Raw genomic sequence first — 22,986 nt, 5'->3', positions numbered from 1 at the left:
GTCGCTCGCCGCCTTCCACATCCGTAAGACGCCTGGCCCGGGTGGAGGTTCAACAAGAAGTTCAACCGTGATGTCGGGAACCGGCGGCGAGCAGCCCGGGCCGTGAGCCACGCCGCAGCTCGGCGCCCCTGTCCTCACGGGCGAACTCCCAGGTCAGTTACCCTTTCAAAGTACTGCTGGCCATCCGACCGGCTCGCGAGCAGCCGGTGGATCCGCACGGAAACCGGGAGCAGCACCAGTGGCCCGAGTCGTTGTCGACGTCATGCCGAAGCAGGAGATCCTCGACCCCCAAGGTCAGGCGGTGGCCAACGCGCTGCCCCGGCTCGGTTTCGAGGGGATCTCCGAAGTCCGCCAGGGGAAGCGTTTCGAGCTGGAGGTCGCCGACTCCGTCGACGACGCGACGCTCGCCAGGATCGCCGAGACCCTGCTCGCCAACCCCGTGATCGAGGACTTCGCCGTCCGGCGGGTGGACGCATGAGCCCGGCGGAGGGCTCGAGCGCGGGCGCCAGGGTCGGTGTCGTCACCTTCCCCGGCACCCTCGACGACGTCGACGCCCAGCGCGCGGTGCGCCGCGCCGGCGCCGAGGCCGTGCCGCTGTGGCACGGCGACCACGACCTGCGCGGTGTCGACGCCGTCGTGGTGCCCGGCGGGTTCTCCTACGGCGACTACCTGCGCTGCGGCGCGATCGCCAAGTTCGCGCCGGTGATGACCGAGATCGTCGCGGCCGCGGGCAAGGGCATGCCGGTGCTCGGCGTGTGCAACGGCTTCCAGGTGCTGTGCGAGGCGGGTCTGCTGCCCGGCGTGCTCACCCGCAACGAGGGCCTGCACTACGTGTGCCGCGACCAGTGGCTGAAGGTGGAGAACAACACCAGCGCCTGGACGACCCGCTACGAGCGCGGTGCCGAGCTGCTGATCCCGGTCAAGCACGGCGAGGGCAACTACGTCGCCGACGAGGCCGTGCTCGACGAGCTCGAGGGCGAGGGCCGGGTGCTGTTCCGCTACGCCGGGGAGAACCCGAACGGATCGCGCCGCGGCATCGCGGGCATCACCGACGCCCGCGGCCGGGTGGCGGGCATGATGCCGCACCCCGAGCACGCGATCGACCCGCTGACCGGGCCCACCGACGACGGCCTCGGCATGTTCCTGTCCGTTCTGGATGCACTGGTGGCAGCGTGACCGACACCGACCTGCACGTGGACAGCGTCCAACACGCGAAGTCCACTCCCGACACCCCGCAGCCCTACGCGGAGCTGGGGCTCAAGGACGACGAGTACGCCCGCATCCGGGAGATCCTGGGCCGCAGGCCCACCGACGCCGAGCTGGCGATGTACTCGGTGATGTGGAGCGAGCACTGCTCCTACAAGTCGTCGAAGGTGCACCTGAAGTACTTCGGCGAGACCACGACCTCGGAGATGAAGGCGAAGATGCTCGCCGGCATCGGCGAGAACGCCGGGGTGGTCGACATCGGCGACGGCTGGGCGGTGACGTTCAAGCTGGAGAGCCACAACCACCCCTCCTACGTCGAGCCCTACCAGGGCGCGGCCACCGGTGTCGGCGGCATCGTCCGCGACATCATGGCGATGGGCGCGCGGCCGGTCGCGGTCGCCGACCCGCTGCGCTTCGGGCCCGCCGACGCCCCCGACACCAAGCGGGTGCTGCCGGGCGTGGTGGCCGGTGTCGGCGGCTACGGCAACTGCCTGGGGCTGCCCAACATCGGCGGCGAGGTCGTCTTCGACGAGAGCTACGCGAGCAACCCGCTGGTCAACGCGATGTGCGTCGGCGTGATGAAGACCGAGGACCTGCACCTCGCGCACGCCAGCGGCACCGGCAACAAGATCATCCTGTTCGGCGCCCGGACCGGTCTGGACGGCATCGGCGGCGTTTCGGTGCTGGCCTCGGAGACCTTCGAGGGCGACGAGAGCGGCGCCGGCCGCAAGAAGCTGCCCAGCGTCCAGGTCGGCGACCCGTTCGCCGAGAAGGTGCTCATCGAGTGCTGCCTGGAGCTGTACCACTCGGGCCTGGTCGTGGGCATCCAGGACCTCGGCGGCGCCGGGCTCTCCTGCGCCACCTCCGAGCTGGCCTCCGCCGGTGACGGCGGCATGCGGGTGGACCTGGACCAGGTGCCGCTGCGCGCCAAGGGGATGAACCCGGCCGAGATCCTCTCCAGCGAGTCCCAGGAACGCATGTGCGCGGTCGTGAAGCCGTCCGATGTGGACGCCTTCATGGACGTGTGCGCCAAGTGGGACGTCACCGCGACCGTCATCGGCGAGGTCACCGAGGGCGAGAACCTGGAGATCTACTGGCACGACGAGCTGGTGGTGGACGTGCCGCCGCGCACCGTCGCCCACCAGGGCCCGGTCTACGAGCGGCCCGTGGAGCGCCCGGCCGAGCAGGACCTGATCTCCGCCGACAGCGCGGCGACCCTGGCCCGGCCGTCCACGGCGGACGAGCTGCGCGAGACCGTGCTGCGGATGGCCGCCTCGCCGAACCTCTGCTCGCGGGCGTGGGTCACCGACCAGTACGACCGCTACGTGCGCGGCAACACCGTGCTCGCCCAGCCGTCGGACGGCGGCGTGCTGCGAATCGACGAGGAGACCGGCCGCGGCATCGCGGTCGCCACCGACTGCAACGCCCGCTACACCAGGCTCGACCCGTACGCGGGCGCGCAGCTCGCGCTGGCCGAGGCGTACCGCAACGTCGCCACCACCGGTGCGACGCCGCTGGCGGTCACCAACTGCCTGAACTTCGGTTCGCCGGAGGACCCGGGCGTGATGTGGCAGTTCCAGCAGGCGGTGCGCGGGCTGGCCGACGGCTGCCGGGAGCTGGGCATCCCGGTCACCGGCGGCAACGTCAGCTTCTACAACCAGACCGGCAGCAAGCCGATCCTGCCGACGCCGGTCGTCGGCGTGCTGGGCACCATCGACGACGTGACCCGCCGCATCCCCACCGGCATCGGCGGTGAGCAGGGCGAGACGCTGATCCTGCTCGGTGAGACCCGCGAGGAGTTCGGCGGGTCGGAGTGGGCCAAGGTCGTGCACGACCACCTCGGCGGCACGCCGCCGAAGGTCGACCTGGCCCGGGAGAAGCTGCTGGCCGAGGTGCTGGTCGCCGGTTCCCGCGACGGCATGATCTCCGCGGCGCACGACCTCTCCGAGGGCGGCCTCGCGCAGGCGCTGGTGGAGACCGCGCTGATCGGCGAGACCGGTGCGCGCGTGGTGCTCCCGGAGGACGCGGACCCGTTCGTCTGGCTGTTCTCCGAGTCGGCCGGCCGGGTGCTGGTCGCGGTGCCGCGCAGCGAGGAGCTGCGGTTCACCGAGATGTGCTCGGCGCGTTCGCTGCCGTGGGCCAAGGTCGGTGTCGCCGACGCCGGCTCGAAGAGCCTGGAGATCCAGGACATCGCCGACATCCCGCTCGCCGAGCTCCGCGAGGCGTGGGAGGGCACCCTGCCGAAGCTGTTCGGCTGAGGTCCGGGCCCGTGGGTCTTCCGGCTGCCATGGCGGCCCGGAAGACTCACGGGTCCGTTCGGAGTTCCGGCACCTCCCCTTGCCAGGTGGTGCCTGCGACGTCCACGCGACCGGCGAGGCGGACGGCTTTGAAGTTCGCTTCGCCGGCGAAGACGCAGCCGGTCATCGCCAGCGATCCCTCCACTGTGGAGTCCGCGAACTTCGTCCTGCCGCCGAAAGTGGTTCCGTCGAATTCGGCCCGGCCGTGCAAGTGCACCCTGCTGAACCACGCCCGGTCCTGGAATTCCGTCATGGTGCAGCGAAAAAGACTCGACAGCCGTCCTGATCCCGTCGTCATTCCGGTGAACCACGCGGGGCCGGTGACGACGCAGCGGCTCAGGTTGGTAGTGCTGTAGAGCCGCGCATACCGCAGGGTCATCGTGCCGATCCGGCGGCCGGACAGGTCGAAGTACTCCAGCGTGGCGCCGGTGAGATCGAGGTCGTAGCGCGGCGCTGCGACGTCGTCGGCGGCAGGCAGCAGATCGGCGATGATCCGCTGCGCGCTGAGCCGGACCTGGAGCTTGCGCTCGGCGTTGGCGGTGGCCGGACCGGGCCACTCGCCGTCGTCGTCCGGTTTCGCCGGTGCGTCGCCGTAGCGCGGGTGCAGGAACGGCCGCCGCAGGTAGGAGCACAGGACGTCGAGCACGGTCTGGGTGTAGGAGGGATTGCTGCGCGCGAGCCCTGCGAGCGCGTGCAGCGCGCCGACCCTGACCTGGTCGGCCTCGCTGCCGAGGAGTTCGACGGCGCGGGCGAAGCGTTCGTCGGAGACGCGGTCGCGGTCCAGCTCCGCCCGCCGGGTCTCCAGCTCCTGGCGCTGCCGCTCGACGTCCTGCCGCTGCTCCTCGACGCGGCGCCTGCGGTCGTTGAGCCACAGCGCGTAGAGCGCGACGATCGACCCCGCCGCGAGCCCGCCGGTCCGCAGCGCGTCCGCGCCGGTGGTCCGGGGGTCCAGGGCGAGCAACGCGGAGCTGACACCGACCAGTGCCAGCACCGCCAGCGCGATCGTCACGACCAGCCCCGCCCTGCGTTCACCCATGCGGATGATTATCGGGGTCCGTGATCATCCACGTGGCGAAACGGGGACTGTCGGTGCCAGTGGGCACACCCCCAGGCGAGCAGCGAGACCGCCGCGCTCGAACGGCGCTGCACTCGGCGGCCGGTGCCCTCGGCGCCCCTGTTCGCCGAGGTCCGGCGCGAGTTCACGCGGCGGACTCCCTGACCAGGTAGCCGTCATCGGCGGAGGCGACCAGCTCCCAGCCCACCGGCACCGACGACTCCCCGGACACCCGGATGTCGTGCAGGTGCGTCCGGGTGGGTTCGGTGCCCGGGGAGAACTCCAGCCCGCCGTCGAGGCGGGCGTGGCGCAGGTCCAGCTCACCTCCGAAGAACGTCCCCCGCAGGTAGAAGCACTCGGCGGCCTCGACGTGCTTGAGGTCCAGCGTGCCGTGGAACTCGGTGCCGTCGAAGCTGCACGGCTCGGAGGTGGCGCAGCCGTGCAGTTGCAGCCCGCCGAGGAACACCGCGCCGTCGGCGCGGATCCGCCCGAGGAAGCGGCTGTCCCGCAACGCCACGTCGCCGTGGATCCGCGCACCCTTGAAGTTCGTCGTGTGCCGGAACCGGCACCTGTAGGCCGCGATCCGCCCGACGACCCGGTTCGACAGGTTGAAGCGCTCCAGCCACGCCCTGGTCAGGTCGAGGTCGTAGACCACGGGGTCGTCGTCGCCGGTGGTGGGCAGCAGGTCGGTGATCAGGCGTTGCGCGGTCTGGCGCACGTGCCGTTCGCGCTCCAGCTCGTGCGGGATCTCCGGCCAGTCCGCATCGTCCTCCGGCAGGTCGCCGGGCGAGGTCCACTTCGGATGGTCGAAGGGCCTGCGCAGGTACGAGCACAGCACGTCGAGGACGGTCTGGGTGTAGGCCGGGTTGCCGGCGGCCAGCCCGGCCAGCGCGTGCAGCGCGCCTACCCGCACCTGGTCGGCGTCGTGGCCCAGCAGCTCGACGGAACGGGCGAAGCGTTCGTCCGCGACGCGTTCCCGGTCGTGCCCGGTGCGCCGGTCCTCCAGCTCCTGGCGGCGCTGCTCCAGCGCGTAGCGCTCGCTGTCCAGCCGCTGCCGCTCGGCTTCGAGCTCCTGGCGGCGCTCCTCGACCACGCGGCGCCGGTCGTTGAGCCACAGCGCGTAGAGCGCGACGACCGAACCGGCCGCGAGACCTCCGGTGCGAAGCGCGTCGGCACTGTTCACGCGGGGGTCGAAAACCAGCAGCGCGGTACTGGCGCCGGCCAGCGCCAGTACCGCGAGGGTGATGGTCAACGGCAGGCGGCGATCACGCATGGCGTGATCATCGCGCCTGCGGTCAGCCGTTGGCCAGTGCCTGCAGGCGGTCGTAGCCGCCGTTGAAGGAGTTCTGGTCGATCGGGGACGAGCTGTACTGCCAGATGGTGTGGAATCCCCAGTTGTACGGCAGCTTGCCCACCGAGCTTGCGTACCGGGCGACCCACAGCGGGTTGGTCGAGCTGAAGTCGCCGTTGACGCACGAGCTCCACCAGCTGGTGCTGGTGTAGATGACGGGCCAGCGCCCGGTGCGGGCGTGGTAGGTGTCGCTGAAGTCCTTGATCCACGCGGTCATCTGCGCCGGCGTCTTGCCGTAGCAGGTGCCGCCGTAGGGGTTGTACTCCATGTCCAGCGCACCCGGAAGCGTCTTGCCGTCCTTCGACCAGCCGCCGCCGTTGTCGACGAAGTAGTTGGCCTGGGCCGCGCCGCTGGATCGGTCCGGCAGCGCGAAGTGGTACGCGCCGCGGATCATGCCGATGTTGTAGGAGCCGTTGTACTGCTGGGCGAAGTACGGGTTCTTGTAACCCGTTCCCTCGGTCGCCTTGACGTAGGCGAAGCGCTTGCCCTGGTTCCACCAGTACTGCCAGTCGACGTTCTTCTGGTGGCCGCTGACGTCGATGCCCGCCACGGTCGCCTGCGCGTCGACGTCCTGCGGTGCCGCCTCGGGGTCTCCGCCTTCGTGCTTGCGGATCTGTGAGCCCATGTCGGCGTCGTCTGCCTGGTTGCTCATCGGCCGCTCCGTTCCTGGAGGGGGAGTTGCGGTCGCTTGCGCGGGGGCGCTGAACAGCAGAGCGCTCGCACAGGCAACCGATAGTAAGGAGATCCACCGTCGCCTGCGACCACGTCCACTCGGATGGTTCATCGCCGTCCCTCTCGGAGGATCATCGCCGCAGCTACCCCCGGGGGAGGGGCCGGGCGGCGTCTCACCTGAAAGTGTGGGCAGCTTTTTTCTTAATAGGTAGATCTCGTGTTATTTTCTCACCGTATCGGCCCAATCCGGACATTCCGCGGAAGGTCCTGCTGGTAAAGGTGGGATTTCGATGACCTGCACAACCCGGCGCCCGGGATGAGCGTCGAACACAGCGCGGACCGCACACGGTCCGTCACCGACCACGGGTTGCGCGCCGCCGCGGAAACCCGCTCCGCCGACATCATCTGTCCTGCTCACCCGGCGTTCATCGCTACTCTGGGTGCGGTGGGCGGATGTTCGACCACCGGGTAGTCGCGACCGTATGCTCCGGACGAGATGGCCTAGGCGACTACGACGACTGGAGGGCGTCGCAGGCATGACCGGCTGGACAGCGCCTGTGCCCGGCGCTCGCGAGGCGGCTGGGGTCGTGAGCCGGGCGGACAGGCGGCGTTACGCGTCGGCATGGGCACAGGCACTGATGGGAACCAGCTACGTGCCGATGACCAGCGCCGAAGTGGAAGGCCGCCTGTGCGGCTACACCGACCGGCTGGTCGACGCGCTGCTCAGCGATCCCTTCGACGCCGCACCGGCCCGCGACGTCGGGGTCGACCTGGTCGGCGTGCACTTCACCAGCGCCGAGTCCCTGGCCAGGACCGTCGACCTGATCGGCGCGAACCTGCTGCGCACGCTCAAGCTCGGCCCCGGACCGGACTGGGACTGCCGCATCGCGGCGCTGCAGGGCGCGGTCTGCTCCGGGTTCGTCCAGGCCGTGCGCAAGCGCACCCTCGACGAGCAGGAGGCCATCCGGCAGGCGGTGCTCGACGCCCGCGACTCCGTCGAACAGGCGCTGCGCACCAGCGAGGCGCGCTTCCGCGCCATCTTCACCGAGGCCGCGATCGGCATCGGCATCGCCGACATGAGCGGCCGGATCCTCGAGGTCAACGCTTCGCTGCGGCGGATCCTGGGCCGCCCGGCCGAGAAGCTGCGCGGCTCGATGGTCAACGACTGGATCCACCCGGCCGACAACGCCGGGATCTGGCGCCTCTACGAGGAGATGGTGCGCGGCGAGCGCGACCAGTACCGCGTGGAGAAGAAGTTCAGCAGGCCGGACGGCGGCACGGTGTGGACCGAGATGATCGTCTCGCTGGTGCGCGGCGAGGACGGTCTGCCGCTGTACCAGGTCGCGATGATCGAGGACGTCACCGACCGCAGGCTGCTCCAGGAACGGCTGCGCCACCAGGCCATGCACGACCCGCTGACCGGGCTGCCGAACCGGGCGCTGTTCCTGGAGAAGCTCGGCGTGGCGCTGGAGAACCACGGTCCGGGCGAGCGGGTGGCGCTGTGCTACATGGACCTCGACGGCTTCAAGGTGATCAACGACAGCCTCGGCCACCACGTCGGCGACGACCTGCTGGTCGCGGTGTCGGAGCGGCTGGCGCTCAGCGCGCGCGGCGAGAACCGGCTGGTCGCGCGGATGGGCGGCGACGAGTTCGTGATCCTCGTCCAGGACTCCCCGGGCACCGAGCAGGCCGTCGAGGTCGCCGACCGGGTGCTGGACGCGCTGGTCGAGCCGATCCGCATCGGCGGCCACGAGCTGTCGGTCTCGGCCAGCATCGGCATCGTCGAGCGCCCGGTGCGCGGCCAGACCGCGGCGGAGCTGATGCGCGACGCCGACGTGACGCTGTACTGGGCGAAGGCCGAGGGCAAGGGGCAGTGGGCGCTGTTCGACCCGGACCGCAACGCCACCGAGGTCGCCCAGTTCCGGCTGTCGGCGAAGATGCCCGCGGCGCTGGACAACGAGGAGTTCTACGTCGAGTACCAGCCGCTGATCGGCCTGCGCGACTTCGGCGTCGTGGGCGTGGAGGCGCTGGTCCGCTGGTGGCACCCGGAGCTGGGACGGCTCGGCCCGGACCGGTTCATCGGGCTCGCCGAGGAGACCGGCCTGATCGTGCCGCTGGGACGCTGGGTGCTGCGGCAGGCGTGCCGGCAGGCGCGGCAGTGGCAGGACGAGTTCGGCGACGCGGCGCCGTTCGTCAGCGTCAACCTCGCGGTCCGCCAGTCCCGCGACCCGAAGCTGGTGGACGACGTCGCCGCGATCCTGCGGGAGACCGGGCTGGAACCGTCGAGGCTGCAGCTCGAGCTGACCGAGAGCGCGATCATGGGCACCGCCGACGAGCCGCTGGACGCGCTGCGCGCGCTGTCCAGGATGGGTGTGCGCATCGCCATCGACGACTTCGGCACCGGCTACTCGAACCTGGCCTACCTGCGGCACCTGCCGGTGCACGAGCTGAAGATCGCCGGGTCGTTCATGGAGGGCCTTCGCGACGCGGAGCGCGCCGACCCGGTCGACGCGCGCATCGTCGGCACCCTCGTCGACCTCGCGCACGCGCTGGGGCTGACGGTCACCGCGGAGGGCGTGGAGACCCACGCGCAGGCCCGCCGGGTGGCCGACATCGGGTGCGAGACGGGGCAGGGCTACTTCTTCGCGCGTCCCTGCTCGCCCGAGCGGATCAACGCGATCATCGCCGACCACTTGGCATGAGCACCCGTCCTCCCACTGATCGGGTGAAATCAGCGATCACTTTCGGATGTCCCTCGATCGAGCGCCGATCACCCGTTCGCGCTAGTCGGTCGTTCGGGCGATGACCGGGGTCCTCCGAGTTGCGAACCCGGCAGGTTTCCGCCCAACCGCGGCGCACTTCGGTGACCGGACGGCACCCGCGGCGCACGTCCGAATTTGACCGCACGCGCTCCGCCGCCGGCGACCAGCCGCGCGCCCTAGCGGTCGCCGCGGCCGTTGCGCCTGCTGGCTTCGTGCCGTCCGTGCCCGCCGTAGAGCACCGCCGCCGAGTTGACCAGCGCGACGTGGCTGAACGCCTGCGGGAAGTTGCCGACGAACCGCCCGCTGGGCACGTCGTACTCCTCGGCGTAGAGCCCGACGTCGTTGGCCAGCGCGACCAGCCGGGAGAACATCTCCTCGGCCTCGTCCCGCCTTCCGCCCAGCGCCAGCGCGTCCACCAGCCAGAACGAGCACGCCAGGAACGCGCCCTCGCGGCCGGTCAGCCCGTCGACCCCGGCTGTGCTGGTGTCGTCGGAGGTGTTGTAGCGCTCGACGAGCAGTCCGTCGGGCTGCAACTCGCGCTGGATCGCGCGCACCGTGCTGCGCATCCGCTCGTCGTCGGCGGTCAGGAACCCGACGGCGGGCAGCAGCAGCGTCGCCGCGTCCAGCGTCCGGCCGCCGTAGTACTGCGTGAACGCGCCGACCTCGTCGTTGAAGCCGTGCTCCAGAACCTCCGCGCGAACGGTGTCGCGGATGCCGCGCCAGCGGTACAGCGGGCCCGGCAGCCCGTCCTCCTCGATGGCGCGCACCGCGCGGTCGAAGGCCACCCACACCATCACCTGCGAGTGCGTGAAGTACCGCTCCGGACCGCGCACCTCCCACAGCCCGCGGTCGGGCTCACGCCAGATGTGCTCGAGGTGGCGCATCATGCCGCGCTGCACCGCCCACGATTCCGGCGTCTCGGTCAGGCCGCGCTCCCTTGCCAGGTGCAGCGCGTCCATCACCTCGCCGTAGACGTCGAGCTGGCGCTGCCGGTGCGCGGCGTTGCCGAGCCGCACCGGCGCGGCGCCCTGGTAGCCGGGCAGCCAGTCCGCCTCCCACTCCAGCAGGTGCCGCTCGCCGTTGACGCCGTACATGATCTGCAGCTCGCGGGGGTCGCCCGCGGTCGCTCGCACGAGCCAGCGCCGCCACGACTCGGCTTCCAGCTGGCAGCCGAAGTTGTCCAGCGCCAGCAGCACGAACGTCGCGTCGCGCAGCCAGCAGTAGCGGTAGTCCCAGTTGCGGTCGCCACCCAGCGCCTCCGGCAGCGACGCGGTCGGGGCGGCGACGATCCCGCCGGTCGGCGCGTAGGTCAGCGCCTTGAGCGTGGCCAGCGACCGGTACACCGCGTCCTGGTGCGGACCGTCGTAGACGATCTTGCGGGTCCACGTCCGCCAGAAGTCCTCGCTGTCGCGGACTTCCTGCTCGGGGTCCATCGGCGCCGGCAGCTCGTCCGGGTCTGGGGACCACTGCATCACCCACGACACCCGCTCGCCGGCGCGCACGGTGCAGACCGCCTCGTGCGCGCGCTTGTGCGGCACCGGCCTGGGCAGGTCGTCGCCGCGCAGCACCACCGTGTGCGGACCGGCGACGGCGAGGATGTACTCGTCGAGCACCGGGTCGGTTTCCCGGACCCGCCGCACCCACGGCGTCGTGTCGCCGTAGGCGAAGCGCACGACCCAGCGCATCCGGACCGCGACCTCGCCGGAGAGGCATTCCACCATCCGCACCAGGCAGGGCTGGTCGTCGTGGTTCTTCTCGTGCGGCGGCATGCTGTCGACGACCCGCACGACCCCGTCGTCGGTGTGGAAGTCGGTCTCCAGCACCAGGGAGTTCTCCCGGTACCTGCGTTCGACGCGGCGCACCGGCGCGACGGGGGCGATCTGCCAGTGACCGTCGTGGTCGGCGCCCAGCAGCCGGGCGAAGCACGACGGCCAGTCGAAGCGGGGCAGGCACAGCCAGTCGACCGAGCCGTCCTTGCCGACCAGGGCGGCGGTCCGCAGGTCGGACAGGAGCGCGTAGTCCTCGATCAGCCCCGGGCCACCGCGGTCGGTGTCCAGACCGCCGGGATTCGCATCGGCTGACGGCGACCCGTCGGTGGTGATCGCGCCGCCGTCAGCGCCGTCCGGGGCACTCGGGCCACCGGGATCAGCGGCCTGCTCGCCGTGCTCGGTACCCGCCACGCCCTGGTCCGCAGCGGGCTCGGCGAGGTCGGCCCCGAGTTCCCCCAGGTCCGGTCCGTGCTCGTCCGGTCCGGCATCGGGTTCGGCCGGATCAGCTCGGTCTCCGGTCCGGCCGGTGTCCTGAGTGCCCCGTCCGCCGGGAGCGTCCGTCATCGGTGATCCCCCGTCCTGGCCGTCGGCCCTGCCACGAGCGTCGACGACATCGCGGCGCGCCGAGCGGTGCGGGAGCCGCGGTCGCCGAGCCCACCCGGAGCGAACCACGCCGCGATCGTCCGCCGCCGAGGCTATGCACGCACGCCGACGCCGTCCACCCGCGCACCGCCGGCGTCGATCCGTGCACCGCCGGCGTCGATCCGTGCACCGCCGGCGTCGCCCCGCACCCCCCGCCCGAGTCCACGGAGTTCGCCCCTACCCGCGGAGTTCGTCCGTGCGAGGACCGCGTTCGCCCGCGCGTCCTCGGCGCCCGGGTCCGCCAGCCCCGCGGACCCGGGCGCCCGGGGTCATCCCCGTTCCGAGGCCGCCTGCACGAGCACGCTGTGCGGGATGATCGCGCGGATCGCGTCGTCGACGTTGAGCCCCAGGTCCAGCCCGCTCAGCACCTCCGGCAGGTCCGCCCCGGGCACCCGGCGGAAGCCGGGCCAGCTCCGCGGGACCCGCGACTCCGAGGTGCACGCGGGGACGAGCTGCGAGCCGTCGTCCATCTCGGCGGCGAAGATCGCGTCGTCCTCGCCCTCCTCGGCGTAGAGCAGGATCTCGGCGTCGAGGACCGCGGGCGGCAGGTCGCTCTCCGGCGCCTGTCCGGTGGCGATCCGGTGCAGCACCTGCTCCAGCTCATTGGTCGGCTCCGGCAGCGAGACCGCCATCTCCGACGGCACGTACTCGTCGTTGAACTGGAAGTCCTCGTCGATCTCGCCGTCGTCGTCGATGCGGTATGCGCCGATGACCCCCTCCGGCGGCACCTGGTCACCGGACTCCTGGTAGCCGGGATCGACGATGTAGAGCCAGGTGCCGGGGGTCTGCCTGGCCTCCTCGCGCATCTGGTCGGTGATCGGCGGCGGCGCCGGGCGCTCGGGCTGCTGGGACATCGGAACTCCGTCCTCGGGGTGTGCTGGTCGTCGGGCGTCGCCCTGCGTTGTACCCGTCGAGGGTGCCAGTAGCCACCTGGACTGTGCCGAGTGGACGGACCCGGTTGGAAGTCATCCCTTTCGAGGTGCCGCCCGGACCGCGGAGGTAGCAGACTGGCAGGGGTGCGGCGGGCGCCGGGGTCGGGGAGGTGGGCGAGGATGATCGGGCAGCGTGAGGCGTTGCGGTTGTTCGGCTGCGAGGTCTTCGACCCGGACGGCCAGCGGATCGGCATCGTCGGCCAGCTCTTCCTGGACGACATCACCGAACAGCCCGCCTGGATAACCGTGCAAACTGGACTGTTCGGCACCAACGAGAGCTTCGTGCCGCTGGAGGCCGCGGCCTTCGACGGCGACACGCTGACCGTGGCCGTCACCAAGGACGCCGTCCGGCAGGCGCCGCGGGTCTCGCTCGACGAGGGCGACCTGCCGCCGGAGCAGGAGCAGGCGCTCTACCTCTACTACGGCGTCACCTATGGAGTGACCCCGGAATCACCCGATGAGGAACCCGACGTATCCGCTGAGTACGTGGAAGCCGTCCGGCTGCGGCTGCGCCGCTGGGTCGCGGCGAGCTGACGGGACCGCCCGGCGCGCGGCGGCAAAACTGTGATCCACTCCGCCCCGAGGCGGCGTGGACGAGCGCGTTTCCCCTCCGGTTCCCAGTAAGAAACCCGCAGCTGGGAAAGGTTTCATCCCCCGGAACGACCTGGTGGCGACTACTCGCCAACGCGGCCCGATCGTGGATGCCCGTGGTTACGTTCCGTTCCGAAACACCGCCGAGTCGCGTTCGGCCCCACCCGAACGCCACTTATTGGAGGGGACCACATGAAGAAGCTGCTGTACGGCACCGGAGCCAGCGTCGCGGCGGCGGCGCTGGTGTTCGCCGCCGCCCCGGCGGGCGCGGCTCCGCAGCCGGAGCTCGCCCCGCTGACCGAGCACCCGCACGCGGCCGCCGCGGGTGCCGACGCCGACACCTACATCGTCAACCTCAAGGACGGCATCGCCCCGCAGGGTGTCGACCACGAGCTGGGCGTGCAGGCCAGGAGCGTCTACACCAAGACCATCAACGGCTTCTCCGCCAAGCTCAGCAAGGAGCAGCTGCAGAAGGTCCGCGAGAGCGGCAAGGTCCAGAACGTTTCGCAGAGCTTCCGCATCCAGGTGCAGCCGCAGACCAAGGCACCGGCGATCGGTTCCTGGGGTATCGACCGCATCGACCAGCCCGAGCTGCCGCTGGACGACAAGTACGAGCCGAAGGGCACCGGTGAGGGCGTGACCGCCTTCATCCTCGACACCGGCATCGACCCGTCGCACCCCGACTTCGGCGGCCGCGCCTCGGTCGGCTTCGACGCCACCGGCGGCAACGGCCAGGACGGCCACGGCCACGGCACCCACGTCGCGGGCACGATCGGCAGCGACACCTACGGCGTGGCCAAGGGCGCGAAGCTGGTCGGCGTGAAGGTGCTCGACGACCAGGGCAGCGGCACCACCGAGCAGATCATCAAGGGCATGGACTGGGTCGCCCAGAACTCCAACGGCCCGTCGGTGGCGAACATGTCGCTGGGCGGCAGCAAGGACCCGGCGCTGGACGAGGCCGCGACCAACCTGGTCAACGACGGCGTCTTCCTCGCGGTGGCCGCCGGTAACGAAAGCCAGGACGCCGCCAACGTCTCGCCCGCCAGCGCCGAGGGTGTGTTCACCACGGCCGCTTCGGGCCAGGACGACGCCTCCGCCGACTTCACCAACTTCGGCAAGGTCGTCGAGGGCTACGCGCCCGGCGTGGACATCGTCTCCACCGTTCCCGGTGGCGGCACCGAGACCATGAGCGGCACCTCGATGGCCAGCCCGCACATGGCCGGCGTCGGTGCGCTGTTCCTGCAGGCCAACCCCGACGCCAAGCCGGCGGACGTCATCACGGGTCTGCAGGGCCAGGCGGCCAAGGGCGTGGTCAAGAACGCGCCGCAGGACACCATCGCCGACCTGCTGCAGATCGGCGAGCTGTGACGCGGCGGTGAACCGCGGTAGACAGCGGTGACAACAGCGGGCCCTTCCCCGACACGGGGGAGGGCCCGCTGTCTTCCCATTATTCCCGCAGTTCAGGGCGCTGCCGTGGACCGCGAGGGGGAACGCGGGACTACGCTGAACGGAGCTAATCCGAAGGTTGTTCGACTAAATCCTTCTAAAGTCGGTTCCTGGCGTGCGTCCGCGGTGGTTACGTTTCTGATCGAGGGGGTGTTCGGTGCCCGTTGCGGTACTGATCCGAAGCAGTGCTGCCTGGGCACATCGAGGAGGGGTGTTCCGTGCTACCCGGATACACCGAAGCGCTGGAGCGCACGCAGGCTGACGGTCGGGAGACCCGCGACTCGTCGGTGACCGAACGAGCGGTGCAGGCCCAGGTCGAGGCCAGGGAAGCGGTCGCGTCCGTCGCCAAGGCCGCCAAGGCCCAGTCCGGCAGCGGGGGCGTGCTCCAGGTGGTCAGCGGCGCCAAGCGCGTCGGCTGGGCGGCCTACGAGCTGCAGCGCAACGCCAACCACCTGGTGCAGGGCGTGGCCAAGCCGCCCTACATCACCACCGGGCCGCTCGACTCGCTGGAGTCGCGCAAGCTCGCCGAGGGCGTGGAGTTCCAGGTGCTCTACGACCGTTCGGCGCTGGCCCGCCCGCCGCAGCTGGAGATCACCTCGAAGCTGGTCGCGCTGGGCGAGCAGGCGCGGGTGATCCACGTCGCGCCGACCAAGCTCATCGTGGTCGACAACGAGATCGCGCTGCTGCCGCTGACCGCGAGCGAGACGTCGGTGGAGAGCGCGGTGGTGATCCGCAGCTCGGCGATGCTGGCGGCGCTGGCCCGCATCTTCGAGGATCTCTGGCGGTTCGCCGCGCCGTTCAGCCCCGACCAGGACCCGATGATCGGCGACAACCAGCCGTCGGAGGAGGAGCGCTGGATCCTTTCGCTGCTCGCCTCCGGGGCCACCGACGACACCATCGGCAGGCTCATGGGCTTCAGCGCCCGCACCGCCCACCGGCGCGTCCGGGAACTGATCGCCAGGCTCGGCGTGGAGACCCGCTTCCAGGCCGGGATGCAGGCCGTCAAGCTCGGCTGGCTGTAGCCCGGGAACCTATGGGGTGGAGCCCGCCCCACACGCCGGACGTCTCACACATCCGCGACTTGCGCCGCCCGGAACGCGCCCAGCGCCTCGGTGGCCTTCGCGACCAGGTTCGCCAGCCCCGACTCGGTCGCGGTCAGCTCCAGCACGTCACCGCCGGCGCCCACCCGCAGCTCGATCACGTCCTTGCACACGTTGTAGTCGATCGGGCAGCGGTCGATCATCGCCCACGCGCCCATTTCCAACCCGCTCAACGCCCTTGCTCCTTCCGCTCGGAAACCATGATCGAGACGCTAGCGGCTAAACCTTTAGCCGCGCTATGACTCGATAGAGTGGTGACTCCGTGATCGCGGCTCGGAAGAATGATCGGCATGGCGGCACGAACAGATCCGGCGGCGCTGCGCTGGCTGGTGGGCATCGAGTTGAGGCACTTCCGAAGCCGGGCGCGCATCTCGGCGGCAGCGGCGGGCAAGGAGATCCGCACGAACCAGAGCAAGATCGCGCACATGGAAAGCGGCCGGTACCGGCAGAAGCCGGACGAGGTCGCCGTTCTGCTGAGGCACTACGGTGTCCCGCAGTCCGAAGTGGACCGCGTGGTCGCCATCGCCAGCCAGGACGACGGCCCGGCCTGGTGGGAACCGTGGCGCAAGGTCGTCTCCGACGACTTCGGCATCTTCCTCGGCCTGGAGGGCATGGCCGACCGCGAGTTCCGCTACGACCCGATGGGCATACCGGCACTTTTCCAGACCGAGGGGTACGCGATGGCGGTGACGGCACTGAGCCACCGTGTTTCGCTCGACCGGCAGGACATGGTCGTGGAGTTGCGGATGGAACGGCAACGACGACTTTTCGAAGATGAGCCGTTGAAGGTCCACGCCGTGATCGAGGAGTCCGTGCTCCGGCGGGTCGCAGGGGACGCCACTGTGATGCGCGATCAGTTGGAAAGGCTGATCTACCTGGGAGAACTCCCGAACTTGACGATCAACGTCCTGCCCACCGCACGTGGTATCCGGGCAGCCATGTTCGGCGACTTCAACCTGCTCAGCCTGCCCAGTGGCAGAGAGGTCGTGTACCTGGAATCGTTGTACGGCTCCGAATACGTGTACGACAGAGACGCCGTGCGTGGATATAACCTGATGGTGAACAGCGTCCAGGCCGACATGCTCGACGAGCAGGAATCCGTCGCTCTGATCAAGTCGGTGATGGCCGAGACCACGTAGCTCGGAGGTGCCCCGTGAAGGCCACTGATCTGCCCGGAGCCTTATGGCGGAAGTCGAGCCGCAGCGGGGACAACTTCAACTGCGTGGAGATCGCCCGCTCGGGCTCCGTCGTCGGGATCCGGGACTCCAAAGACCCCGACGGCGACATCCTCGCCGTTTCCCCCGCCGCGTTCCGCCGCTTCGTCGGCGGGCTGCGCTCCGAGCAGATCGGCTGACGAAGTCCGGCTCAACCAGCTCCTCGAGCCGCGCTGCCCGTGAGCTGTGCGCGCAGGACCGTGAAGGTCGGGTTGGCGAGCAGTCCTTCCCAGAACTCCGGCCCACGCGCTTCCAGCTCTGCCGGGGGGACGACGGTCCTCTGGCGGTGCAGGTTGGTGAATCCCACGCGCTCCAGCGAGGACTCGACAACGCCCGGTGGCCAGTAGAAGGACTCGAACTCGAACGGTGGCTCGACCTCCACCCGCACCGTGGTGCGGATCCGGCCGTCCGCTTCCCCGAGGGGCGTGCAGGTCAGCCCATAGCGGGAGTAGTTGGCGAGTCCGTCCCAGTCCGCATACGGGTTGGGGTACAGCAGGACCAGGTCGCCGCCGGGCCGAACGTTGGCGGCGAGACACGACAGCATGTGCTCCAGCGCGGCCGCCCCGGGGGCGTAGCCGACCAGCCATATCGCGGTGACCACGTCGAACGTTCCGAGCACCGGCAGTTCCGAGGCGTCGATGTGGTCGTACCGCACGCCGAGCGGTTCGGCGCTCTCGACGCGTCGGGCGTGCGCGATCATCTCCTCCGCCGAGTCCACACCCAGCACCTCCGCGCCGGCGCGGCGGAACAGGCGCGGGTAGAAGCCCGTGCCGCATCCGACGTCCAGCACCGACTTCCCGGAGAGCGGCGGCACGGCCGCCATCAGCGTGGCGACCTCGGCCGATCCGATCGGAATCCGCTTGACCTGTTCGTAGGTCTCGCCAAGAACGTCGTACTGATCCGTCATCTCGCGCACCTTAATGTCACACGCTTTACGGCGGCTAATGCTTGTTCGCTCCGTACTCGCCGGGCTGCGCTCCGGGCGGGTCCGCTGAGCCATAGGCTCGTCGGCATGTCCAAGCGTCGAGCCGTCGATCCCCGGGAACTCCGCGCTGCCGTGATCGCCGTGCGCGCGTGGCTGGCCGACGAGGAGGAGCCGAAGCCGCCGCGAACCGATCTCGCCGCCGCCGTCCGGTTGAGCCTGCGGACGTTGGAGCAGGTCGCGCCCGGTCGAAGCGTCGAGGTGCGGGTGCCGCCGTTCGCCGCGGTCCAGTGCGTGGAGGGGCCGCAGCACACGCGCGGCACCCCGCCGAACGTCGTCGAGACCGACGCCCGGACCTGGCTGCTGCTCGCCACCGGCCGTCTGACGTGGGCGCAAGCGCTCGACTCCGGCAGGCTCACCGCATCGGGCTCCCGCGCGGACGTCTCGCAGTGGCTTCCCCTGGTCAGCGCCGATCAGGGACCGTGAGCCCCGTAGATCAGGGCTGAGCCAGGGGCCTTCCGGACGAGGCGGAGTGCGGGCAAGCACGAATCTTGGGGCATGAGACGAACTCTTGGTGCTATCGCCGCCGCCTCCGTGGCGTTGCTGGTGCTGACGCCGAACGCCGCGGCCGCGCGGGACACCGCGAAGCTCGCGCTGCCGGAGCCTTCCGGTCCGCACGCGGTCGGGACGACCGCCCTGCACCTGCGCGACGACGCGCGCCCGGACCCATGGGTGCCGGAGGAACGCAGGGAACTGATGGTCTCGCTCTGGTACCCGTCCGAGTCGCGGCACGGGCCGCGCGCCGCGTACGTGACGCCGACCGAGTCCGAGCTGATCCTCGAGTCGGCCGGGGTGACGGGCGTACCGGGCGAGGTCCTGAGCACCACGCGCACGCACGCCCGCGTCGGCGTGCGGCCGGTCGACGGCGAGTTTCCCCTCGTGGTGCTCTCGCCCGGCTTCTCGCTCCCGCGCACGTCGCTGACCGGGCTGGCCGAGGACCTGGCGAGCCGGGGATACGCGGTGGCCGCGATCGACCACACCTACGAGGCGAGCGCGATCACCTTCCCGGACGGGCGGGTCACCGGCTGCCTGCTGTGCGGGGCCGATCCGGACGGCGAGGTGGTGGCCGGTTCGCGGGCCGCGGACATCTCGTTCGTCCTCGACCGGCTGACCGGCGAGGACCCTCTCTGGAGCAGGAAGATCGACGCTGACCGCATCGCGATGGTCGGCCATTCCATGGGTGGGGCCGGTGCGGCGCGGGTGATGCTCACCGATCCGCGGGTCCGCGCGGGGATCAACATGGACGGGACCTTCCACCCGGCGTTGGACACCGATCTCGGCCGGCCGTGCATGATGCTCGGGTCCGACCAGCACGGCAGGCCAGGGGCCGACGAGTCCTGGGACGGGACGTGGCCGAACCTGACCGGCTGGAAGCGGTGGCTTTCGGTCGCCGGGGCGGCGCACTCCTCCTTCACCGACTACTCGCTGCTGGGGGAGCAGATGGGCGCGGAACTCGAGGACGAGCCCATCCGCGGCGAACGTGCCGCCCGGATCACCCGCCTGTACGTGGCGGCGTTCCTGGACATCCACCTGCGGGGCCGTGAGCGGCCGCTGCTGGACGGGCCCTCGCCGCGGTTCCCGGAGGTCCGCTTCGAGAAGTAGGGCCACCGGGCCGCGCTCACCACGGCACCGGTGTCCCGTCCCACGAGAAGAACGCGCCGGTGGGGCCGTCGTCCGGCAGTAGTGCCAGCCGCACGGCCCCCTCGGCCCCTCCGCCGGGTCCCCGCCGCTAGCCGCGGCCCGGGGGTTGAGGTCCGTTGCCCGCAGCCCGGTCGCGAGCGCGTTGACCTTGAAGCCTTCGTCGGCGAGCGTCTGGGCGTAGTGGATGGTGAGGGCGTTGAGCGCGGCTTTCGACGACCGGTAGGCGGAGGCTCCGCCGTGTCCGGCCGCGAACTGCGGGTTGGTGCCGGTGCTCCAGGTCAGCGACCCGGTGCCGCTGGAGACGTTGACGATGCGGGGACAGGCAGAGCGGCGCAGAGCAGGCAGGAAGGCGTTGGTCACCGCGAGGACCCCGAAACGTTGGTCTCGTAGGTCCGCCGGAACTCCTCGACGTCGGACTCGGGCGGCGAGGCGAGCGTCTCCGAGATGCCCGCGTTGTTGACCAGGACGTCCACCGTGCCGCCGAGCGGCGGCCGCGACGCTTTCGGCGTCGGTGACGTCCAGGTGCAGGAGCCGGGCACCCCCGCCGATCTCCTCGATGGCCCGGCGGCCGCGCTCGGTGTCCCGGGAGCCGACGTGCACCGTCAGCCCCGCTTCGGCCAGCTTCCGGGCGATCTCCTTGCCGATACCCTTGTTGGCGCCGGTGACCAGCGCTGTCGAATCGCTCATGCGCCGACGTTCCCAAGGGGCGGGACCCCTCATCCAGGTACGGACGATCCTCCCCGGAGCTCGTGAGGAGGCGGTATGACACGGACGGAACTCGCGCACTTCCTGCGCACCAGGCGGACGCGGCTCGACCCGGCGCGCGTCGGCCTGCCCGCCGGAGGGAACCGCCGCACCCCGGGGCTGCGCCGCGAGGAGGTCGCCCTCCTGGCCAACATGTCCGTCGACTACTGCGTCCGCCTGGAGCAGGCGCGCGGCCCGCGGCCGTCGCAGCACGTCCTGGAGGCGCTCGCGGACGCCCTCCGGCTCCCGCCTGCCGAGCGCGCGCACCTCTTCCGGCTGGCCGGTGCGAGCGCGGCACCGCCCGCCCGCCCCGTCCGCCGCGTCCGGCCGCACGTCGCCGAGATGCCGCACCGCATGCCGGACGCGGGGGCCGTCGTCACCGACGCCACGTACGACGTCATCGCCTGGAACCCCCTCGCCGACGCCCTCCTGGCGACCTGCGCGGGGAGCCGAACCTGGCCCGGCGGCACTTCCTGCGGCTCGGGAACCGCGAGAGCTCCGGGTCGGAGGAGTTCGGCCGGATCGCGGCGGCACGCCTGCGGGCCGCGGGCGCCCGCTACCCGGGCGACGAACGGCTGTCCCGCCTGCTGGCGGAGCTGCGTGCGAACAGCGAGGAGTTCCGCGAGCTCTGGGGCACCCTTCCCGTGCACGCACCCGGTCACCGCACGAAGGTGATCACCATCCCGGGGCCGGGCGGCTCCGCGTCAACTGCGACGTGCTGCCGGTCCACGACGACGACCAGCAGATCGTCTTCATCACGGCCGAAACCCGGCTCCCGCGCCGAGCGCGCCTTCCGCCACCTGCTCGGAGGGCGCCGGGGGTGACGGCCTGCGATACCGGTCACGAGCCGCCACTGCCCGTGCTGTGACCAGCCTCAACGGGGCTTCGGAGAACGGCAGGACACGAACGCCTTACAATGAGGTGTAACTCCGGCTCCGTCCCCAGGGAGTTCTCGGTGGTCACCGACCGGCCCGACCCGGACCTGACAGTCAGCACGTCCCCGACTTCCCCGGCACCCCAGCCACCGGCGCCATCGGCAGCCGACCCGCTGGAGCAGGACGTCCCGCGCGAGGAGTGCGGCGTGTTCGGCGTGTGGGCGCCGGGCGAGGAAGTCGCCAAACTGACCTTCTACGGACTGTTCGCCCTCCAGCACCGCGGCCAGGAGGCGGCGGGCATCGCCGTCGGCGACGGCTCGCAGGTGCTGGTTTACAAGGATCTCGGCCTGGTCAGCCAGGTGTTCAACGAGCAGGTGCTGGCCTCGCTGCGCGGCCACGTCGCAGTCGGGCACGCCCGCTACTCCACCACCGGCGGCGGATCCTGGGAGAACGCGCAGCCCACCTTCCGCACCACCGCGACCGGCAGCGGCCTGGCGCTGGGCCACAACGGCAACCTGGTCAACACCGCCGAGCTGCAGGAGCGCGTGGCGGCCGAGGGCGTGGACTCCTCGGCGAACACCTCCTCGCCCGCCAACGGCTGCGACCGCGCCACCAGCGACTCCGACCTGGTGTGCGGGCTGCTCGCCGCGCACGCCGCCGACAAGGGCATCGAGCAGGCGGCGATGGAGCTGTTCCCGACCGTGCGCGGGGCGTTCTCGATGGTCTTCGCCGACGAGTCGACCCTCTACGCCGCCCGCGACCCGCAGGGCGTGCGCCCGCTGGTGCTCGGCAGGCTGGAGCGCGGCTGGGTCGTGGCCAGCGAGACGGCGGCGCTGGACATAGTGGGCGCCTCCTTCGTGCGCGAGGTCGAGCCGGGCGAGCTGCTGGCCATCGACGCCGACGGCCTGCGCTCCTCGCACTTCGCCAACCCGAAGCCGAAGGGCTGCGTCTTCGAGTACGTCTACCTGGCCCGGCCCGACACCACCATCTCCGGCCGGTCCGTGCACAGCACCCGCGTCGAGATCGGCCGCAAGCTCGCCGCCGAGCACCCGGTCGAGGCCGACCTGGTCATCCCGGTCCCGGAGTCCGGCACGCCCGCCGCGATCGGCTACGCGCAGGCCTCCGGCATCCCCTACGGCAACGGGCTGGTCAAGAACGCCTACGTCGGGCGGACCTTCATCCAGCCGTCGCAGACCATCCGCCAGCTCGGCATCCGGCTGAAGCTGAACCCGCTGCGCGAGGTCATCCGCGGCAAGCGGCTGGTCGTGGTCGACGACTCCATCGTGCGCGGCAACACCCAGCGCGCCCTGGTGCGCATGCTGCGCGAGGCGGGCGCCATCGAGGTGCACGTCCGCATCGCTTCGCCGCCGGTCAAGTGGCCCTGCTTCTACGGCATCGACTTCGCCTCCCGCGCGGAGCTGATCGCCAACGGCCTCGACCTCGACGGCGTGCGCCGCTCGATCGGGGCGGACAGCCTCGGTCACGTGTCGCTCGATGGGCTGATCGCGGCGACCGAGCAGCCGCGCACCCGGCTGTGCGCGGCGTGCTTCGACGGCGAGTACCCGATCCCGCTGCCCGAGGACGCCAAGATCGGCAAGTACCTCCTGGAAGGCATGGGGGACAGGGGGCTCTCCGGGCCGGCGGAGCCGGTCCAGCCCGCGGGCTACGGGGCGGCCGACGCCCTGCGCCGGCCCTGATCCGGGCCGGT

Annotated in this window: 19 protein-coding genes and 2 pseudogenes; 13 read left to right on the top strand and 8 right to left on the bottom strand. The window is 70.9% G+C overall.

The window, feature by feature from the left end; genetic code table 11:
- Positions 1-238: 238 nt before the first annotated feature.
- From purS to purL, 3 genes are read left to right on the top strand one after another with little or no spacing between them, the layout of a single operon-like run.
- Complete coding sequence (gene purS / locus HUO13_RS35955; protein WP_211899281.1) at positions 239-478, top strand: phosphoribosylformylglycinamidine synthase subunit PurS; 240 nt, start codon at positions 239-241, stop codon at positions 476-478.
- Complete coding sequence (gene purQ, locus HUO13_RS35950) at positions 475-1,176, top strand: phosphoribosylformylglycinamidine synthase subunit PurQ (protein ID WP_211899280.1); 702 nt, start codon at positions 475-477, stop codon at positions 1,174-1,176. Before purS ends, purQ begins: the two co-directional genes overlap by 4 nt.
- Entirely contained in the window at positions 1,173-3,464 is a 2,292-nt protein-coding gene (gene purL / locus HUO13_RS35945; RefSeq protein WP_211899279.1) for a phosphoribosylformylglycinamidine synthase subunit PurL, read from the top strand. The genes purQ and purL overlap by 4 nt, the downstream gene beginning before the upstream one ends.
- Before the next feature lie 46 nt (positions 3,465-3,510).
- Here the strand turns inward: purL and HUO13_RS35940 are convergent, their stop codons facing one another.
- The 3 genes from HUO13_RS35940 to HUO13_RS35930 all read right to left on the bottom strand — a co-directional run bounded on the left by HUO13_RS35940 (position 3,511) and on the right by HUO13_RS35930 (position 6,560).
- The gene (locus HUO13_RS35940) at positions 3,511-4,539 is read right to left on the bottom strand and encodes a pentapeptide repeat-containing protein (protein WP_249124320.1); all 1,029 of its coding nucleotides are present in this window, start codon (positions 4,537-4,539) and stop codon (positions 3,511-3,513) included.
- Between the two features lie 163 nt (positions 4,540-4,702).
- Positions 4,703-5,830 (bottom strand): pentapeptide repeat-containing protein, encoded by a 1,128-nt coding sequence (locus tag HUO13_RS35935; protein ID WP_211899278.1) that lies wholly within the window; start codon positions 5,828-5,830, stop codon positions 4,703-4,705.
- 22 nt (positions 5,831-5,852) lie between these two features.
- A complete protein-coding gene (locus HUO13_RS35930; protein ID WP_249124319.1) occupies positions 5,853-6,560 on the bottom strand; it encodes a lysozyme in 708 nt (235 codons plus the stop codon).
- A 658-nt stretch (positions 6,561-7,218) separates the two neighbouring features.
- Here HUO13_RS35930 and HUO13_RS35925 point away from each other — a divergent pair.
- Positions 7,219-9,282, top strand: a complete 2,064-nt coding sequence (locus HUO13_RS35925; RefSeq protein ID WP_249124318.1) for a putative bifunctional diguanylate cyclase/phosphodiesterase — start codon at positions 7,219-7,221, stop codon at positions 9,280-9,282.
- 236 nt (positions 9,283-9,518) lie between these two features.
- On the opposite strand, the gene HUO13_RS35920 is transcribed toward HUO13_RS35925, so the two are convergent.
- Both HUO13_RS35920 and HUO13_RS35915 read right to left on the bottom strand, forming a co-directional pair.
- Positions 9,519-11,675: a glycoside hydrolase family 15 protein gene (locus HUO13_RS35920; RefSeq protein WP_211899275.1), complete on the bottom strand. Its 2,157-nt coding sequence runs from the start codon at positions 11,673-11,675 to the stop codon at positions 9,519-9,521.
- Positions 11,676-12,022: 347 nt separating this feature from the next.
- Entirely contained in the window at positions 12,023-12,607 is a 585-nt protein-coding gene (locus HUO13_RS35915; protein ID WP_211899274.1) for a type VII secretion system-associated protein, read from the bottom strand.
- Positions 12,608-12,805: 198 nt separating this feature from the next.
- Between HUO13_RS35915 and HUO13_RS35910 the strand changes: the two genes are divergently transcribed.
- The 3 genes from HUO13_RS35910 to HUO13_RS35900 all read left to right on the top strand — a co-directional run bounded on the left by HUO13_RS35910 (position 12,806) and on the right by HUO13_RS35900 (position 15,744).
- Positions 12,806-13,219: a PRC-barrel domain-containing protein gene (locus HUO13_RS35910; protein ID WP_211899273.1), complete on the top strand. Its 414-nt coding sequence runs from the start codon at positions 12,806-12,808 to the stop codon at positions 13,217-13,219.
- A gap of 249 nt (positions 13,220-13,468) precedes the next feature.
- On the top strand, positions 13,469-14,644 hold the full coding sequence (locus HUO13_RS35905) for a S8 family peptidase (RefSeq protein WP_211899272.1): 1,176 nt from the start codon (positions 13,469-13,471) through the stop codon (positions 14,642-14,644).
- A 296-nt stretch (positions 14,645-14,940) separates the two neighbouring features.
- Positions 14,941-15,744: a DNA-binding response regulator gene (locus HUO13_RS35900; RefSeq protein ID WP_211899271.1), complete on the top strand. Its 804-nt coding sequence runs from the start codon at positions 14,941-14,943 to the stop codon at positions 15,742-15,744.
- 44 nt (positions 15,745-15,788) lie between these two features.
- On the opposite strand, the gene HUO13_RS35895 is transcribed toward HUO13_RS35900, so the two are convergent.
- A complete protein-coding gene (locus tag HUO13_RS35895; protein ID WP_249124317.1) occupies positions 15,789-15,995 on the bottom strand; it encodes a hypothetical protein in 207 nt (68 codons plus the stop codon).
- 108 nt (positions 15,996-16,103) lie between these two features.
- On the opposite strand from HUO13_RS35895, the gene HUO13_RS35890 reads away from it, so the two are divergent.
- Together HUO13_RS35890 and HUO13_RS35885 are read left to right on the top strand one after the other, a co-directional pair.
- Positions 16,104-16,961: a DUF5753 domain-containing protein gene (locus HUO13_RS35890; protein ID WP_249124316.1), complete on the top strand. Its 858-nt coding sequence runs from the start codon at positions 16,104-16,106 to the stop codon at positions 16,959-16,961.
- 14 nt (positions 16,962-16,975) lie between these two features.
- Complete coding sequence (locus HUO13_RS35885; protein WP_211899270.1) at positions 16,976-17,176, top strand: DUF397 domain-containing protein; 201 nt, start codon at positions 16,976-16,978, stop codon at positions 17,174-17,176.
- 11 nt (positions 17,177-17,187) lie between these two features.
- Here the strand turns inward: HUO13_RS35885 and HUO13_RS35880 are convergent, their stop codons facing one another.
- Positions 17,188-17,943, bottom strand: coding sequence for a class I SAM-dependent methyltransferase (locus tag HUO13_RS35880; RefSeq protein WP_211899269.1), 756 nt, complete (start codon positions 17,941-17,943; stop codon positions 17,188-17,190).
- A 105-nt stretch (positions 17,944-18,048) separates the two neighbouring features.
- Here HUO13_RS35880 and HUO13_RS35875 point away from each other — a divergent pair, with 105 nt between their 5' ends.
- Together HUO13_RS35875 and HUO13_RS35870 are read left to right on the top strand one after the other, a co-directional pair.
- Positions 18,049-18,444, top strand: coding sequence for a sterol carrier family protein (locus HUO13_RS35875; protein ID WP_211899268.1), 396 nt, complete (start codon positions 18,049-18,051; stop codon positions 18,442-18,444).
- Between the two features lie 72 nt (positions 18,445-18,516).
- Complete coding sequence (locus HUO13_RS35870; RefSeq protein WP_211899267.1) at positions 18,517-19,620, top strand: alpha/beta hydrolase family protein; 1,104 nt, start codon at positions 18,517-18,519, stop codon at positions 19,618-19,620.
- Between the two features lie 201 nt (positions 19,621-19,821).
- On the opposite strand, the pseudogene HUO13_RS38475 reads toward HUO13_RS35870, so the two are convergent.
- A pseudogene (locus HUO13_RS38475) lies at positions 19,822-20,346 on the bottom strand (SDR family NAD(P)-dependent oxidoreductase); the annotation flags it as partial.
- Positions 20,347-20,421: 75 nt separating this feature from the next.
- Here HUO13_RS38475 and HUO13_RS38280 point away from each other — a divergent pair.
- Both HUO13_RS38280 and purF read left to right on the top strand, forming a co-directional pair.
- Positions 20,422-21,227: pseudogene (locus HUO13_RS38280) on the top strand (helix-turn-helix transcriptional regulator).
- A 224-nt stretch (positions 21,228-21,451) separates the two neighbouring features.
- On the top strand, positions 21,452-22,975 hold the full coding sequence (gene purF, locus HUO13_RS35855) for an amidophosphoribosyltransferase (RefSeq protein ID WP_211903385.1): 1,524 nt from the start codon (positions 21,452-21,454) through the stop codon (positions 22,973-22,975).
- Positions 22,976-22,986: the final 11 nt, after the last annotated feature.

This window comes from Saccharopolyspora erythraea (assembly GCF_018141105.1).
GTDB lineage: Bacteria > Actinomycetota > Actinomycetes > Mycobacteriales > Pseudonocardiaceae > Saccharopolyspora_D > Saccharopolyspora_D erythraea_A.
The sequence above is the reverse complement of the archived record's forward strand: the minus strand, read 5'-3'. Positions and strand labels throughout refer to the sequence as shown.

Bases quoted from the DNA above. Each gene is read 5' to 3' on its own strand.
- HUO13_RS35935 (WP_211899278.1), bottom strand. From the start codon at position 5,830: ATGCGTGATCGCCGCCTGCCGTTGACCATCACCCTCGCGGTACTGGCG.
- HUO13_RS35905 (WP_211899272.1), top strand. From the start codon at position 13,469: ATGAAGAAGCTGCTGTACGGCACCGGAGCCAGCGTCGCGGCGGCGGCG.
- purQ (WP_211899280.1), top strand. From the start codon at position 475: ATGAGCCCGGCGGAGGGCTCGAGCGCGGGCGCCAGGGTCGGTGTCGTC.
- HUO13_RS35920 (WP_211899275.1), bottom strand. From the start codon at position 11,675: ATGACGGACGCTCCCGGCGGACGGGGCACTCAGGACACCGGCCGGACC.
- HUO13_RS35910 (WP_211899273.1), top strand. From the start codon at position 12,806: ATGATCGGGCAGCGTGAGGCGTTGCGGTTGTTCGGCTGCGAGGTCTTC.
- HUO13_RS35940 (WP_249124320.1), bottom strand. From the start codon at position 4,539: ATGGGTGAACGCAGGGCGGGGCTGGTCGTGACGATCGCGCTGGCGGTG.
- HUO13_RS35915 (WP_211899274.1), bottom strand. From the start codon at position 12,607: ATGTCCCAGCAGCCCGAGCGCCCGGCGCCGCCGCCGATCACCGACCAG.
- HUO13_RS35930 (WP_249124319.1), bottom strand. From the start codon at position 6,560: ATGAGCAACCAGGCAGACGACGCCGACATGGGCTCACAGATCCGCAAG.
- HUO13_RS35880 (WP_211899269.1), bottom strand. From the start codon at position 17,943: ATGACGGATCAGTACGACGTTCTTGGCGAGACCTACGAACAGGTCAAG.
- HUO13_RS35875 (WP_211899268.1), top strand. From the start codon at position 18,049: ATGTCCAAGCGTCGAGCCGTCGATCCCCGGGAACTCCGCGCTGCCGTG.
- HUO13_RS35925 (WP_249124318.1), top strand. From the start codon at position 7,219: ATGGGAACCAGCTACGTGCCGATGACCAGCGCCGAAGTGGAAGGCCGC.
- HUO13_RS35890 (WP_249124316.1), top strand. From the start codon at position 16,104: ATGATCGGCATGGCGGCACGAACAGATCCGGCGGCGCTGCGCTGGCTG.
- HUO13_RS35870 (WP_211899267.1), top strand. From the start codon at position 18,517: ATGAGACGAACTCTTGGTGCTATCGCCGCCGCCTCCGTGGCGTTGCTG.